The sequence below is a fragment of the Tunturiibacter lichenicola genome (assembly GCF_051013355.1).
Classification (GTDB): Bacteria; Acidobacteriota; Terriglobia; order Terriglobales; family Acidobacteriaceae; genus Edaphobacter; species Edaphobacter lichenicola_F.
The window spans coordinates 681,806-697,775 of sequence record NZ_CP132944.1 but is presented as its reverse complement, the minus strand read 5'-3'; the positions used below and the strand labels follow the sequence as shown (position 1 = coordinate 697,775).

Below are 15,970 nucleotides of genomic sequence, written 5' to 3'. Positions count from 1 at the left end.
CCATTACCCTGTGTCGCGGCGTGTTAATACGCTGCTTGCCAGCCGAAGTGGCTGGCCACGTTAGAAGGAGATTTACTATGCGCGAGATCATTACTCTGCAGTGCCCGGAGTGCAAAAACAGGAACTACTCAACCACGAAGAACAAGAAGACGACCACTGGCCGTCTGGAGTTCTCGAAGTTCTGCAATACCTGCCGCAAGCACACGGACCACAAGGAAACGAAGTAGTCTCCAGCCGGATTCTGGAGTGAGGCAAACGTCTCACTCCCACAACTGGGGGAGTAAGCTCAACGGTTAAACTGTCGGTCTCCAAAACCGAACTTCTCGGTTCGAATCCGAGCTCCCCCGCCAGTTTGCCCGGTCCCTCAAGTCCGGGAATCACATCACAGAAGCACCACGAAGATTGAGGCAGTACTATGGCCAAGACAATAGCGGTAACCGAACAGCCCAGCACCGGATTGCAGCAGTTGAAGTCGCAGCCAGCACGTCTCGGCGAGTTCCTTAAGGACGTTCGCAGCGAGATGCGCAAGGTGATCTCCCCTTCGCGTGCTGAGGTCCAGTCGACCACGATCGTCGTTCTTGTGACCGTCTTCATTTTCGCCGCGTACTTCTGGCTGGTGGACAACATCATCGGCCGGGCGATCGAAGCATTGCTGCATCGCCTGACCCAGCACTAAGAGATTTGGTACTTCCAAGTAGAAGCAGCAGAGAGAAGCAAACGATGCGTGAAGAAGGCATAACGATGGCGGCAGAAGAGCAAAATCCGGTAGAGCAGAATCTTCAGGGAGATTCCACTGAACAGCTCGCGCCTCCGGTCAATGAGAACTTCAAGTGGTACATCATCCACGCTTACTCGGGCTTCGAGCGCAAGGTGCGCGAGTCCCTCGAGAGCCGCATCACGGCCTTTGGCCTGCAGAACCGCATCGGCCGCATCATGATTCCGACCGAGCCGGTCACCGAGCTGCGCAACGGCAAGAAGTACACCATCGAGCGCGTCTTCCTGCCTGGCTACGTTCTCGTCGAGATGGATCTCGATAACGACCTGTGGCACGTCATCAAGAACACGCCGCGCGTCACCGGATTTCTTGGAACCGGTGATAATCCTGTGGCTCTTTCCGAGCAGGAAGTCAGCTCCATCCTCTTCCGCTCCGAGACCTCGGCCAACAAGCCGACCCTAAAGGTCAAGTTCGACAAGGGCGAGCAGGTCCGCATCAACGAGGGCCCATTTGCCAACTTCACCGGCGCGGTTGACGACATCAACGAGGACAAGCACACCCTCAAGGTGATGGTCAGCATCTTCGGCCGCTCCACCCCGGTCGAGATCGAATTCTCCAAGGTAGACAAGATCGTAGACGAGTAGTTCCTCCCCGAGTGGGAGCAAGAGTTTAGCAACAACATTAAGCAGCAGGCGTTTCGATCTCAGCAACGCCCGCCGCTGGAAGCGTAAAGAGGATTTACTGCAATGGCACCGAAGAAGATTACTGGATACGTCAAGCTTCAGATCATGGCCGGCAAGGCCACCCCTGCACCTCCGGTCGGCCCCGCGCTCGGCCAGGCTCAGGTCAACATCATGGAGTTCTGCAAGCAGTTCAACGACCGCACCAAGGCTCCTGACCTGGCGGGGCTTACTATTCCCGTCGTTATCAGCGTCTACGCGGACCGCACCTTCAGCTTCATCACCAAGACCCCTCCGGCTCCGGTGCTCCTGCTCAAGGCTGCCGGCATCGAGAAGGGCTCAGGCACTCCGAACAAGGAGAAGAAGGGCAAAGTGACCGAGAAGCAGATCATCGCCATCGCCACTCAGAAGATGCCTGACATGAACGCGACCACCGTCGAGGCTGCAGCGAAGACCATCCGCGGCACCGCCCGCTCTATGGGCATCGAAGTCGTCGCCTAACTTCGGCTCGACTCACTAATCTCTGCTTTTACGAGAGAGGACGCAAGGAACCATCAACGACGTGTCTGTCGACGATGGCTTCAGGCGTCCTCTTTTTGTCGTTGAGCAACGATTTCCTTGCAGCTTCGTCTCGTAAACAAGGGAGACAGCATATGGAAGCCGAATCAGGTCACACCATCGTCATTGCAGCTACAAACCCAAGCCTGGTAAATACGAAGACTTGCTGCAACTGACTCGCGAACACGTTGCGCTCCTCTGCGCCGAAGGCCTGGCGACCAACCACCCCGTCACAACCTGTTGGGCCAAAGACGGCACCGTTGTGGAGGCCTTCGAGTGGGAAGCCGGCGGCACGGAACGAGCCCACACCAACCCCGCCGTGCTGAAGCTTTGGGAGCGCTACGCCGCCGTGTGCGACTACGTGCCGCTTGTCTCGCTGGACGAATCCTCCACCAGATTTGCATCGTTCAAACCTCTCAAATTCTAGGCAAACAGCCTTCGCTGCACAGCGTGGACGCCTGCACTCTGCGGCGCTCTTCTTCCATCATCCTCGTTACGTGTCAGCAAAGCATCGCTTGAGCGCTTCCCGATGCCATATCGCCGACACGCCTGATCCACCATCTTTTTCAGCTGCTCGCTGTAGGATCTTCCGGCGAAGTCAGCAGTCGCGAAGCGCTTGGCATAGTCAGCCTCAAGGGCAGGGAAGTACTCATGAATGAAGCTCAAATAGGTAGGCCGTGAGCATGGTTTGAGAAACAGCGGATGCGCGGCAAAAAAACTGGCCCCCACTGCGGCGGCACGGCGAGCCATGCCATCCAACGCTTCCTCTGTATCGGTAATTCCTGGCAAAAGCGGCGAACCAAAGACTCCGGCAACGATGCCTGCCTCCCTCAATCTCTTCACCGCTTGAAACCGCAGATCTGGCCTCGGCGCGCGAGGCTCCAGCATGCGCGCCAGCTTTGCATCCGGCGTTGTAATCGTGACGTGCACCACGAGCGTATTTCGTTTTGCAATCTCCACCAGTAGATCGATGTCCCGTTCGATCAACCGTGACTTGGTTACGATTCCCAATCGGTAGCCGGATTTTCGCGAAAACACTTCAAGCAGACTGCGTGTAATCCTGGTTCGCCGCTCGATCGGCTGGTATGGATCGGTCGCAGTCCCCAAAGCGATCTCATTCACAGGATCGATCTTTTTCAACTCCTGTTCCAATAGCCACGCCGCATTCTGTTTTAGGAAGATCAGACGCTCAAAGGTAAGGGGATTCCGCATATCGATCGCGCCTATCGCATCGCGCGCTTCCGTCGCCTCAGTTGACGCTTTAGGCGCCATGAACTCGTGGGTATAGCGCGCATAGCAGTACTTGCAGCCGAACTCGCATCCGCGATACGGGTTGATGCTGTAAGCCATCGAAAGCCGTCGTTTGGACACGGACTTGTTGAGGATGCTGCGCACCTCGAGCGCCCTGAATTCGACGAGGTGCCCGTCGTCTGCGTGCTTTGCCTGAGCCGCCAAGCGGGCGATTCCTGTGGGCGTCGAGGGAAAAATAGGAAAGAGGTCGGAGTCATTTGATTTCGCCATTTGTTCGCCTTATGATGACGAGAGTAGGCGTGCATTTCGAATCCGTCAAGGGCCAATTTAGTAGACTTTCTCGTATGAACTCCGCCCTGGCGGGAAAGCGACCGCCGTTTCGCTTCCGGCCCGAAACCCCGATGAGCGATGAAGACCTGATCCGCTTCTGTGCTGCGAATGACATCGCGCGTGTCGAACGCGAGGTGGATGGGGAGATTCTTGTCATGTCGCCCGCAGGGACCCGAACCGGGATGAGAAACGCAGCGATTATCAGCGCACTCGACACCTGGGCCCTGGGCGATGGGCGCGGCTACGTCTTCGACTCAAGCACCGGTTTTACCCTGCCCGACGGCTCGATGCGCAGCCCTGATGCAGCATGGGTGGAAGCGAGACGCTGGGACGCTCTGACCAAGACTGAACAGAATCGCTTTTCGCCACTTTGCCCCGATTTTCTGATCGAATTACGTTCGCCCACCGACGATCTCAATGCACTTGAGGTAAAGATGGAGAGGTGGATCGCAAATGGAGCGAAGGTCGCTTGGTTAATCGATCCGGACGGCCGAGTGGTCCTCATATACCGCCCCGGCTGTCAGCCGGAAGTGCAACACAATCCATCTTCGACGCAGGGAACGGGGATTATTGCAGGTTTTGAGCTTCCAATGACTCGGATATGGCAATAAAAAGCACAAACCAGCCACCTTTTTCTTGACGTTTTCAAGGTCTCCCTTCATACTCATAAGAGTGCCTCAATGTCCAGTTGAGGCCAGTCGAGAACCACGCCCGGAGATATCAACTCCAGAGGGGTGGGAGACGAGGGAAAATGGCAAGGAAGCTCTCTAAGAATCTGGTGAAGGCGCGTGCGCTTGTTGAGCCACGTCCCTATCTGTTGGCGGACGCGGTTCCGCTCCTGCAAAAAGCAAAGTATGCGAAGTTCGACGAGACCGTCGATCTGACGATGCGCCTCGGCGTTGATCCCCGTCACGCGGACCAGATGGTTCGCGGCACAGTGGTTCTCCCGCACGGCCTGGGTAAGTCCAAGATTGTTGCTGTTATCACCTCCGGTGACCGCGTCAAGGAAGCAGAGGCCGCTGGCGCTGAGTTCTTCGGTGGCGAGGAGCTGGTGGAGAAGATTCAGAAGGAAGGCTGGACCGCCTTCGATGCTCTCATCGCGACCCCCGACATGATGCGTTCGGTTGGACGTCTCGGCAAGGTACTCGGCCCCAAAGGTTTGATGCCGAATCCGAAGACGGGTACCGTCACCACCGACGTTGCTGCAGCGATCAAGGAGATCAAGGCCGGTAAGATCGAGTTCCGCACCGACAAGACTGCGCTGGTTCACGTTCCAGTCGGCAAGCTCTCTTTCGATCCGCAGAAGTTGGTCGATAACGCAATGACTGTCATCACGAGCGTTGTCAAAGCTAAGCCGTCGGCAGCCAAGGGCAAATACATCAAGGGCGTTACGCTGAGCTCGTCGATGGGCCCTGGTATCCAGCTCGACTACGCCGCTGCTGAGGCAGCCGGCAAGGCCTAACTTTAATCAGTATCAACCCCCTCTGGCCGCGTAAGCGAGGAGCGGGGAGCGAAAACGAAGAGGATCCAGTCATGGCATTGTCCAGAGCATCAAAGACGGAGAAGGTGAAGCAGCTCGCAACCGAGCTCGAGCACTCGACCTCCGCTATCATCGGTACCTTCAAGGGCCTCACCGCCTCGAAGGACTTCGAGCTGCGCAAGACGGTTCGCGCTGCCGGTGGAAACTACCACGTGGTCAAGAACAAGCTGGCCGCAAAGGCCTCCGAAGGTACCAAGATTGAGGCTGCTCTCCAGGGTCTCAAGGGTGTGTCAGCCGTAGCCTACACCTCCGGCGATCCCGTTGCCCTTGCCAAGGCTCTTTCGACCTGGGTCAAGGACAACGCAGAGTTCACCTTCAAGCTGGGCATCGTCGACGGCAAGGTAATCGATGTTCGTGAGATCAGCGATCTCGCCACCATGCCGGGCAAGGAAGAGCTCTTCTCGAAGCTTCTCTTCCTCATTCAGTCGCCTGCGCAGCGTTTGGCTACGGTCATCAATGCGACTGGTCGTGATCTCGCCGTCGTCATCAACCAGGGCGTCGAGAAGGGCAAGTTCGCTGGGGCAGCCGCTCCGGCAGCTGCAGCCGTTGAAGCCCCGAAGGCAGAAGCCGCAGTCGCTGAAGCTCCCGCCGCTGAAGGCCAGCTCGTCGCCGAGACTCACGCCGTTGAAGCTGCAGCAGCCGAGCAGCCAGAGAACTCCACCGCATCGCAGGGTGGGGAAGCCGCGACGACGGACCCGGTCGAAGGCTAATCAAGTTTCGCCTGGTCTTTCCGGGTGCGCTGGTCTGGGCGCAACGGAAACCCTGAAAGGCATAGGCAACCAGAGCGCAGTCGGGCTTTGGAAAAGCAATAGGCACCACAAAGTTCAGTACTAAATTGGAGAAATAACATGGCAGACATCCAGCAGTTGGAAGATTCAATCGTTAGCCTCAGCCTCCTCGAGGCTTCGGCTCTGGTCAAGAAGCTCGAAGAGCGTCTCGGCGTTTCGGCAGCAGCAGCAGTTGCAGCCCCGGCAGCAGGCGGCGGCGCAGCGGCGGCAGCTCCGGTCGAAGAGAAGACCGAGTTCACCGTCATTCTCAAGGATGCCGGCGCGAATAAGATCAACACCATCAAGGCTGTACGCGAAGTCACCGCTCTTGGGCTGAAGGAAGCCAAGGATCTGGTCGACGCAGCTCCCAAGCCCTTGAAGGAGAACATTTCGAAGGATGACGCAGCTGCCATTGCCAAGAAGTTCGAAGGCGTTGCGACCGTAGAAATCAAGTAGTTAACTGCCAGCTTGCACGTTAGGGCGGAACGCGATATTCTTGACGTTAGAGAAAATTCGTTCCGCCTCGGCGTGCTCATTGGCGGACAGTGGCATAACACCAAAAACTTCGTTGTATCCGGATCATCCTGTTATCGCAGGCTAAGGAACCGGCCACTATACGCTTCGAGCGGCGGACGCGCATAGTGCAATAAGCTTCATGCGAGCGGCACAAAACTTTGGGGTAGGCGAACCTCAATGGCGGCAGGCATTACTACCACTCATATAGAAACAGTGCACAAGTCGACCTTTGCGCTCATGGGACACGCTGTCCCTTCGAGCGCTTTGCCGTGTTTGCAAGCTTCCCTGTTCCTATAGGGGCCGAAGTACGCTGCACGCGTTCTTTATAGCAGCTTCGAACGCCGGCAGGTAGTAAAAGTTCAAGGTTTATCCGTGCCGCGGTTCCATTACGGCAAAGACATTCTGCGCACGGGGCTCGCTGCCATCGAGGACAGCAAGGCCCGAAGATCTTCAACACTGCGCGATTAGAACCAAACCCGGAGGGCGTGACCGAAGCCCTCCCCAACCGAGTGAAGCCAGCAAATACGATGCCGGCAGACGCACTTGGGAGGCCTCGAAGGTCAGTTTTCAGGAGAGAGCATGTCTGGCGAGTCCAACAACAGCGAAATGCGCGCGATCCGTAGCCGTCTTGATTTTTCAAAGATCCCCACATCCATTCAGATTCCTAACCTAATTGAAGTACAGCGCCGCAGCTATGAGCGCTTCCTGCAGATGGACAAGCTCCCGCAGGAGCGCGAAGACAACGGCCTGCAGTCGGTCTTTACCTCCGTCTTCCCCATTACCGACTTCCGCAACGTCTCAGAGCTCGAGTTCGTCGACTTCTCCATCGGCAACTGGGAGTGCAAGTGCGGCTACCTCAAGGGCCTCAACCACCTGCGCACGGCCTGCACCAACTGCGGCCACATGGTCATCACCGACCCGTTCCACCCAGGCGACGTTCTTTGCAACTTCTGCGGAACCTACAACAAGAACACCCCTGACTTCTGCACCAAGTGCGGCGACCCAGTCGGTCTGCAGCTGAAGTACGACCAGGCAGAGTGCGAAGAGCGTGGCATGACCTACTCCGCACCTCTCAAGGTCACCATTCGTCTGAAGATCTACGACAAGGACCCCGAGACCGGCGTCAAGAGCCTCCGCGACATGAAGGAGCAGGAAGTCTTCTTCGGCGACATTCCGCTGATGAGCCAGAACGGCACCTTCATCGTCAACGGCACCGAGCGCGTCATCGTCTCGCAGCTCCACCGTTCGCCTGGCGTCTTCTTCGAAACGGCGAACAACCGCACCTACTTCCTCGGCAAGATCATTCCGTACCGCGGCAGCTGGGTTGAGTTCGAGTACGACCAGAAGAACACCCTCTACGTCCGCATCGACCGCAAGCGCAAGTTTCTCGGCACCATCTTCCTGCGCGCGCTCGGGCTGCGCACCGACGAGGAGATCCTCAAGACCTTCTACACCGTCGACACCATCAACGTAGCCGACGGCAAGCTGCACTGGAAGGTCGTTCCCGAAGGCCAGCTCTCTAACCTGCAGGGAACACGTCCCGCGCATGCCGTCACCGTCAAGGGTGAAGAGATCGCTCCTGCCACACGCAAGATCTCCGCGCACACGCTGAAGAGTCTGCGCAGCCACAAGATTGACTCGATCGAAGTTGAGACCAGCGAGTTCGACGGCGCGATGACTGCCGCTGACGTAGTTGATCTCACCACCGGCGAGCTGCTCTACGAGGCCAACCAGGAGCTCACCGCCGACAAGCTGCACAAGATCATCCAGTCCGGCGTCACCAACATCGAGGTCTTCTTCCCCGAACGCGACGACGTGGGCAACATCATCACCAACACCCTTCGCCGCGACTCCGTACGCAAGCCCGAGGAAGCTCTCATCGAGATCTACCGCAAGCTGCGTCCAGGCGACCCACCGACCCTCGACACCGCAACTGCGCTCTTCGAAGGCATGTTCTTCGATCCGCGCAAGTACGACTTCTCGCGCGTCGGCCGTCTCAAGTTCAACATCAAGTTGTACGAGAACCAGGACCCCTCTGGCCTCGATCACCGCACGTTGACCCCCGAGGACTTCTACGGCACCATCCGCTACCTGCTCAAGCTCCGTAAGAGCATCGGTACGGTTGACGACATCGATCACCTTGGCAACCGTCGCGTCCGCGCCGTCGGTGAGTTGATGGAGAACCAGTTCCGCATCGGCCTCGTCCGTATGGAGCGCGCCATCAAGGAAAAGATGTCGGTCTATCAGGAGATGTCGACTGCGATGCCGCACGACCTCATCAACGCCAAGCCAGTCATGGCTGCGATTCGTGAGTTCTTCGGCTCCTCGCAGCTCTCGCAGTTCATGGACCAGACCAACCCCCTATCGGAGATCACGCACAAGCGCCGCCTCTCCGCCCTTGGGCCTGGTGGTCTGTCGCGTGAGCGCGCTGGTTTCGAAGTCCGCGACGTACACCCCACTCACTACGGCCGCATCTGCCCGATTGAGACGCCGGAAGGTCCGAACATCGGTCTTATCTCGTCGCTCTCCTGCTTTGCGCGCATCAACGAGTACGGCTTCATCGAGTCGCCGTATCGCCGCGTGAAGGAAGGCCGTGCGCTCGACTACGTCTCCGTCACCAACGCCGGCGAGTCCGGTCTGCGTCAGGGCGACTACCTCGAGATCGAAGAGGCCCGCAAGCAGAACGAGCAGTTGAAGAAGGATAAGAAGCGCACCATGGATCTTGCCCCCTTCAGCTTCTACCTCTCGGCCTGGGAAGAAGATCGCCACACCATCGCGCAGGCCAACATCGAGCTCGATGAGAAGTTGAACATCGTGCAGGATGTCGTCGACGCCCGTCGTCAGGGCAACTTCGTCCTCGTCAACAAGTCCGAAGTGGACTACGTCGACGTCTCCCCCAAACAGCTCGTATCTGTTGCGGCGAGTCTCGTTCCGTTCCTCGAGCACGACGACGCAAACCGCGCGCTGATGGGCGCCAACATGCAACGGCAGTCAGTTCCTCTGCTCGTCGCTGAAGCTCCGTTCGTCGGTACCGGTATGGAGGGCGTCACCGCCCGCGACTCCGGCGCCGTCATTCTGGCCAAGCGTAACGGCATCATCGACTCGGTCGACTCCGAGCGCATCATCGTGCGCGTAGAAGGCGAGCATCACCCCACGCAGCTCTCGCGTGAGGTCGGTTCGGACATCTACCAGCTCACGAAGTTCAAGCGCTCCAACCAGAACACCTGCATCAACCAGAAGCCGATCGTCCGCAAGGGTGATCGCGTCATCAAGGGCCAGGTTATCGCTGACGGTCCTTGCACCGAGCAGGGCGAACTCGGCCTCGGCCGTAACGTCCTGGTCGCCTTCATGCCGTGGCGTGGTTACAACTTCGAGGACGCGATCCTCATCTCGGAGAAGCTGGTCCGCGAGGACTACTACACCTCGATCCACATCGAGGAGTTCGAGATCGAAGCCCGCGACACGAAGCTTGGGCCGGAAGAGATCACGCGCGATATCCCCAACGTCAGCGAGCACGCACTCCGCGATCTCGACGACTCGGGCATCATCCGCATCGGCGCGAAGATCGGTCACAACGACATCCTCGTCGGCAAGGTAACGCCGAAGGGTGAAACTCAACTGACGCCGGAAGAGAAGCTCCTCCGCGCCATCTTCGGCGAAAAGGCCGGCGATGTTCGCGATGCTTCGCTCACGTGCCCTCCGGGTATCGAAGGCACCGTCGTCGACGTCCGCATCTTCTCCCGCAAGGGTCAGGAGAAGGACGAGCGCGCCAAACAGATCGAGCAGGAGATGATCGAGAAGCTCGAGCGCAACCTCGCCGACGAGATTCGTATTCTCACCGACGAGCGCCTCAAGCGTCTCGAGGCAATTCTCGGTGCGAAGGAAGTTCTCGCTGACCTGCACGACGAGCGCACCAACAAGAAGCTGCTCAACAAGGGCGACATCCTCGACCGCGACACCATCGAGCTCATCAGCACTCGTAACCTCAAGCGCATCCGCTACGCCGACAAGGACCCCCGCGTCAACGAGCAGATCGATGAGATCGAGGAGATGACCTCACGTCAGATCGATGTTCTCCGCAAGATCACCAACGAGAAGATCGGCAAGATGCAGAAGGGCGACGAACTTGCTCCCGGCGTCATCAAGATGGTCAAGGTCTACATCGCCATGAAGCGCAAGCTCTCTGTCGGTGACAAGATGGCCGGCCGCCACGGTAACAAGGGTGTTATCGCACGAATCCTCCCTGAGGAAGACATGCCGTACCTCCCCGATGGAACCCCGGTCGAGATCGTCCTCAACCCGCTCGGTGTGCCTTCGCGTATGAACGTCGGTCAGATCCTCGAGACCCACCTTGGCTGGGCTGCACACGAGCTTGGCAAGCAGGTCGCCGAGCTCGCCGCAACCATGCAGTCGGCCAACGAAGTCCGCGAGCTCTTCAAGGCGCGCTTCGCCGGTACCGCCGCTCTCAACCAGCTTCTTGACCTCGACGACGAGCAGACCCTGCGCGTTGCCGCCGGCATGAAGCGTGGTATCTGGTTCGGCACGGCAGTCTTCGACGGCGCACGCGAGACCGAGATCAAGGCGCTCCTCAAGTCCGCTGGTCTTCCCAGCTCGGGCAAGTCGCAGCTCTACGATGGCATGATCGGAGAACCCTTCGAGCAGCCCGCCACCGTCGGCTACATCTACATGCTCAAGCTGTCGCACCTTGTCGACGACAAGATCCACGCTCGTTCCATCGGACCGTACTCGCTCATCACCCAGCAGCCGCTGGGCGGTAAGGCGCAGTTCGGCGGACAGCGCTTCGGTGAGATGGAGGTCTGGGCCCTTGAAGCTTACGGCGCCGCCTACATCCTGCAGGAGCTGCTCACCGCCAAGTCCGACGACGTCTTCGGTCGTACCAAGATCTACGAAGCCATCGTCAAGGGCGAAGCTGCCATCGAGCCGGGTGTTCCCGAGTCGTTCAACGTTCTTATCCGCGAACTGCAGTCCCTCTGCCTCGACGTCGAGCTGATCAAACAGGCCGACCAGAAGAAGCAGCCACTGCCGTCCATCGCAGCAGCAGATTAGTCGATACCGCTCCACCCCAGGCACGGTCCTTCTGAATGAGGCTCACGCTCAACATTCACGAAGGGCCGGCCAAGGGGAAGCAAAAAATAGAAGCAGGCAGTGGACCTAACCACCCGCCGCCCAGCAGAAGTAAAGCAGCAGTAACCAGCAGCAAGGCGCAACAAACGCCAGACACTGCATACGGAGACGTCAAATATGTTTCGCTCCAGCCCCTTCGAACTGACCGGTCCTATCGCCGACTTCGACGCCATCAAGATCCAGCTCGCCAGCCCCGAGAAGATCCGCAGCTGGTCGCACGGCGAGGTCACCAAGCCAGAAACCATCAACTACCGCACCTTCAAGCCCGAGCGCGACGGCCTCTTCTGCGCACGCATCTTCGGACCCATCACCGACTGGGAGTGCCTCTGCGGAAAGTACAAGCGCATGAAGCACCGCGGCGTAATCTGCGACAAGTGCGGCGTTGAAGTCACCCTCTCGAAGGTTCGCCGCGAGCGCCTCGGACACATCGAGCTCGCCAGCCCCTGCTCGCACGTCTGGTTCTTCAAGGGCTTGCCCTCACGCATCGGTCATCTGCTCGACATCAGCCTGCGTGAGCTCGAAGCCGTTCTCTACTTCGAGTCCTACGTCGTCGTCGATCCAGGCGACGCGCCCGTCAAGGAGCGCGAAGTCATCAAGGACGAGACCAAGTTCCGCGAGCTCGACCAGCAGTACCGCCCCTCCGGCTTCAAGGCCATGATGGGTGCAGAAGCCATCAAGGAACTCCTCAAGCGCGTCGAAGTCAACGAGCTCTCCATCGAGCTGCGCGAGCGCATGAAGTCCGAGTCGTCCCTGCAGAAGAAGCTGAAGTACTCCAAGCGCCTCAAGATCGTCGAGGCCTTCCGCAAGTCCGACAACCTGCCCCAGTGGATGATCCTCGACGTGATCCCCGTGATCCCGCCTGAGTTGCGTCCTCTCGTTCCGCTGGACGGCGGCCGCTTCGCCACGTCCGACCTGAACGATCTGTATCGCCGCGTGATCAACCGTAACAACCGCCTCAAGAAGCTGATGGACTTGCATGCGCCCGAAGTAATTGTGCGTAATGAAAAGCGCATGCTGCAGGAGGCCGTCGACGCTCTCTTCGACAACGGCCGCCGTGGCCGCGTCCTTCGTGGCGCGAACAACCGTCCGCTGAAGTCGCTCTCCGACACCCTCAAGGGCAAGCAGGGTCGCTTCCGTCAGAACCTTCTCGGCAAGCGCGTCGACTACTCCGGTCGTTCGGTCATCGTCGTCGGTCCAGAGCTGAAGCTGCACCAGTGCGGTCTTCCCAAGAAGATGGCGCTCGAGCTCTTCAAGCCCTTCATCTATCACCGCCTCGAGCAGACCGGTCACTGCACCACCATCAAGCAGGCCAAAGAGATGGTCGAGATGCAGGAACCCATCGTCTGGGACATCCTCGAAGAGGTCATCAAGGATCACCCAGTTCTTCTGAACCGCGCCCCGACCCTTCACCGTCTCGGCATTCAGGCCTTCGAGCCCGTGCTCGTTGAAGGTAAGGCGATCAAGATCCATCCGCTCGTCTGCACCGCCTTCAACGCGGACTTCGACGGCGACCAGATGGCCGTTCACATCCCGCTCTCGCCTGAGGCTCAGATCGAAGCCAGCGTTCTCATGCTTGCTTCGCACAACATCCTCTCGCCCGCCAGCGGTCAGCCCATCACGGTGCCAACGCAGGACCTCGTCCTCGGCCTCTACTACCTCACCAAGGCGAAGGTCAACGCCATCGGTGAAGGCCGCGTCTTCGCCAACATCGAAGAGGTCTTCATGGCTCTCGAAGCGAAGCAGGTCGAGACCCTCACACCGATCCGTCTGCGCTACACCGGTCCTGTCCTCGACATGACCACCGCGTACGACGATCAGGACCTCACCCACACCGAGCCGGTCGAGTTCAACAAGCAGTACATCAACACGACCGTCGGCCGCGCCATCCTCAACGATGCGCTCCCCGAAGGCATGCCTTACGTCAACGGCCTGCTCAAGAAGAAGGGCATCGGCCAGCTCATCAACTACTGCTACCTGAACCTCGGCCTCGAAGTCACCGTCAAGACTCTCGACCGCGTCAAGGATCTCGGATTCACCTATGCCACGCGCTCCGGCCTCTCGGTCGGGCTCGACGACATGGTCATCCCCGACTCCAAGTACACCGTCGTGGGCGATGCCGAAAAGCAGGTTCTCGCTATGCAGCAGCAGTACCTCGACGGAGCCATCACCAATGGTGAGCGCTCCAACAAGGTCATCCAGATGTGGTCGGGAGTCACCGAGCGCGTCGCCGATGAGATGTTCAACAACATGAAGCGTGCCGACAAGGAAGGAGCCATGAACCCGATCTACATCATGGCCGACTCCGGTGCTCGTGGATCCAAACAGCAGATCCGCCAGCTCTCCGGCATGCGTGGTTTGATGGCAAAGCCCTCCGGCGAAATCATCGAAACCCCCATCACGGCGAACTTCCGCGAAGGTCTCACCGTGCTGCAATACTTCATCTCGACGCACGGCGCACGTAAGGGCCTCGCTGACACCGCACTCAAGACCGCCGACTCGGGTTACCTCACCCGCCGTCTGGTCGACGTTGCGCAGGATGTCATCATCTCGCACAACGACTGCGGCACCGTCGAAGGCATCTACGTCACTCCGATCATCGAAGCCGGCGAGACCATCGAGCCCCTTCGCGACCGCATCATCGGCCGCGTCTCGCTCGAGAAGCTCAAGGACTTCGAGGGCAAGACCATCGTCGACATCAACCAGGAGATCGACGAAGATCTCGCCAACGCCGTTCAGGCCGCGGGTATTGAGCGCGTCAAGATCCGCTCGGTTCTCACCTGCGAATCCAAGCGCGGCGTCTGCATCCTCTGCTACGGCCGTAACCTCGGCTCCGGCAAGATGGTGGAGATGGGCGAAGCCGTAGGCGTCATCGCGGCGCAGTCCATCGGCGAGCCTGGTACTCAGCTCACCATGCGTACCTTCCACATCGGCGGTACGGCATCACGCGTATCCGACGCTTCGCACCTCGAAGCCAAGAACGCCGGCACCGTGCGCTTCATCAACCTCGTCACCGTTCGCTCCAAGGACGGCGGCCTGGTAGCCTTCAACCGTAACGGTTCACTCGCCGTCGTCGACGAGAAGGGCCGCGAGAAGGAGCGTTACGCTGTCGTCTACGGTGCCAAGCTCAAGGTCGAAGAGGGCGCGCAGGTCAAACAGGGCACCACGCTCGGCGAATGGGATCCATACACCTTCTCCCTCCTCACCGAGATCGCTGGAACCGTCCAGTTCAAGGACCTCCAGGAAGGCGTCACCCTCAACGAAGAAGTCGACGAAGTCACCGGCCTCAGCCGTCTCGTCGTTGCCGACTCCTCCGATGAGAAGCGTCAGCCCGCCATCATCATCAAGTCCGCTCACGGCAACAAGCGTTACCTCATGCCTTCACGCGCTCACCTCATGGTGGCCGACGGCGACGAGATCTTCCCCGGCGACATCCTTGCCAAGATCCCACGCGAAACAACGCGTACCAAGGACATCACCGGCGGTCTCCCACGCGTCGTCGAACTCTTCGAGGCCCGCAAGCCACGCGACCCGGCAATCATCAGCAAGATCGATGGTGTCGTTCGCTTCGGCGAAGTCTCCAAGGGACAGCGCAAGGTATACGTCACTGCCGACAACGGTCAGGAAGAGGAGTACAGCGTTCCCCGCGGTACGTACGTCAACGTGCAGGAAGGCGAACGCCTCCGTGCCGGTGATGCACTCATCGACGGTCCTCGCAACCCGCACGACATTCTGGAAGTTCTCGGCGAGCGCGCACTGCAGCAGTACCTCGTCAACGAAATCCAGGAAGTCTACCGGCTCCAGGGCGTTACCATCTCCGACAAGCACATCGAAACCATCGTTCGTCAGATGCTTCGCTGGGTCAAGATCGAAGAAGTCGGTGACACCTCGTTCCTCATCGATCAGCAGACCGACCGCTTCCGCTTCAACGCCGAGAACCAGCGCGTGTTGATGTCCGGCGGCAAGCCTGCAATCGGCCGTTCGCTCCTCCTCGGCATCACCAAGGCGTCGCTCTCGACCGACAGCTTCATCTCGGCCGCCAGCTTCCAGGAGACCACCCGCGTACTCACGGAAGCCAGCATCAACGGCTCCATCGACACGCTCCGTGGCCTCAAGGAGAACGTCATCGTAGGCCGCCTCATCCCCGCCGGCACCGGCATGGAGTACTACCGCAACGTCCAACTCTCCCCAGAGCTAGAAGAAGCGGCAGCCCAGGTCCAGCAGGAAGTGACAGCAGCCATCGAAGCCGAAGAGCGCGAACTAGAACAGATGCGCATGGAAGGCGAACAAGAAGAACTAGCCGCCGAGTAAGTACTTCGTACCGTTCTCGACGCTTCGCGTGAAACCTTAAACTACACCAACAACAATGGGCGGACTCGAAAGAGTCCGCCCATCAGATTTTTAGCTTGGAATATTGTTTGGGTTCCGGCCAGTTATCCGCCTTTGCACCGATGGCGTTGTGAGCTATCAG

At 58.9% G+C, this 15,970-nt stretch carries 12 protein-coding genes and 1 tRNA gene; 12 read left to right on the top strand and 1 reads right to left on the bottom strand.

The genetic code is table 11. The features are described from left to right. Positions 1–77 precede the first annotated feature (77 nt). The 6 genes from rpmG (at position 78) to RBB82_RS02940 (ending at position 2,380) form a co-directional block, all read left to right on the top strand. On the top strand, positions 78–227 hold the full coding sequence (gene rpmG, locus RBB82_RS02965) for a 50S ribosomal protein L33 (RefSeq protein WP_013579310.1): 150 nt from the start codon (positions 78–80) through the stop codon (positions 225–227). 47 nt (positions 228–274) lie between these two features. Beyond that, positions 275–350 (top strand) — tRNA-Trp (locus RBB82_RS02960). A 65-nt stretch (positions 351–415) separates the two neighbouring features. Beyond that, complete coding sequence (gene secE / locus RBB82_RS02955; RefSeq protein WP_179585117.1) at positions 416–676, top strand: preprotein translocase subunit SecE; 261 nt, start codon at positions 416–418, stop codon at positions 674–676. Between the two features lie 65 nt (positions 677–741). Continuing rightward, positions 742–1,359: a transcription termination/antitermination protein NusG gene (gene nusG, locus RBB82_RS02950; protein WP_433973633.1), complete on the top strand. Its 618-nt coding sequence runs from the start codon at positions 742–744 to the stop codon at positions 1,357–1,359. 102 nt (positions 1,360–1,461) lie between these two features. Further along, entirely contained in the window at positions 1,462–1,896 is a 435-nt protein-coding gene (gene rplK / locus RBB82_RS02945) for a 50S ribosomal protein L11 (protein WP_433973632.1), read from the top strand. A gap of 220 nt (positions 1,897–2,116) precedes the next feature. Then, on the top strand, positions 2,117–2,380 hold the full coding sequence (locus tag RBB82_RS02940) for a hypothetical protein (protein ID WP_433973631.1): 264 nt from the start codon (positions 2,117–2,119) through the stop codon (positions 2,378–2,380). Here RBB82_RS02940 and RBB82_RS02935 read toward each other — a convergent pair. Beyond that, a complete protein-coding gene (locus tag RBB82_RS02935) occupies positions 2,377–3,474 on the bottom strand; it encodes an SPL family radical SAM protein (RefSeq protein WP_433973630.1) in 1,098 nt (365 codons plus the stop codon). The genes RBB82_RS02940 and RBB82_RS02935 overlap by 4 nt on opposite strands. Positions 3,475–3,548: 74 nt before the next feature. Between RBB82_RS02935 and RBB82_RS02930 the strand changes: the two genes are divergently transcribed. From RBB82_RS02930 to rpoC, 6 genes are all read left to right on the top strand, one after another. After that, positions 3,549–4,145 (top strand): Uma2 family endonuclease, encoded by a 597-nt coding sequence (locus RBB82_RS02930; protein ID WP_433973629.1) that lies wholly within the window; start codon positions 3,549–3,551, stop codon positions 4,143–4,145. A 140-nt stretch (positions 4,146–4,285) separates the two neighbouring features. Further along, positions 4,286–4,996, top strand: a complete 711-nt coding sequence (gene rplA, locus RBB82_RS02925) for a 50S ribosomal protein L1 (RefSeq protein WP_260740918.1) — start codon at positions 4,286–4,288, stop codon at positions 4,994–4,996. A gap of 71 nt (positions 4,997–5,067) precedes the next feature. Continuing rightward, positions 5,068–5,784, top strand: coding sequence for a 50S ribosomal protein L10 (gene rplJ, locus RBB82_RS02920; RefSeq protein WP_433973628.1), 717 nt, complete (start codon positions 5,068–5,070; stop codon positions 5,782–5,784). 138 nt (positions 5,785–5,922) lie between these two features. Beyond that, complete coding sequence (gene rplL / locus RBB82_RS02915) at positions 5,923–6,297, top strand: 50S ribosomal protein L7/L12 (RefSeq protein ID WP_183979100.1); 375 nt, start codon at positions 5,923–5,925, stop codon at positions 6,295–6,297. Between the two features lie 639 nt (positions 6,298–6,936). Beyond that, positions 6,937–11,424, top strand: a complete 4,488-nt coding sequence (gene rpoB, locus RBB82_RS02910; RefSeq protein WP_433973626.1) for a DNA-directed RNA polymerase subunit beta — start codon at positions 6,937–6,939, stop codon at positions 11,422–11,424. Between the two features lie 195 nt (positions 11,425–11,619). Continuing rightward, positions 11,620–15,810: a DNA-directed RNA polymerase subunit beta' gene (gene rpoC / locus RBB82_RS02905; RefSeq protein WP_433973625.1), complete on the top strand. Its 4,191-nt coding sequence runs from the start codon at positions 11,620–11,622 to the stop codon at positions 15,808–15,810. The last annotated feature ends 160 nt before the right edge of the window (positions 15,811–15,970 follow it).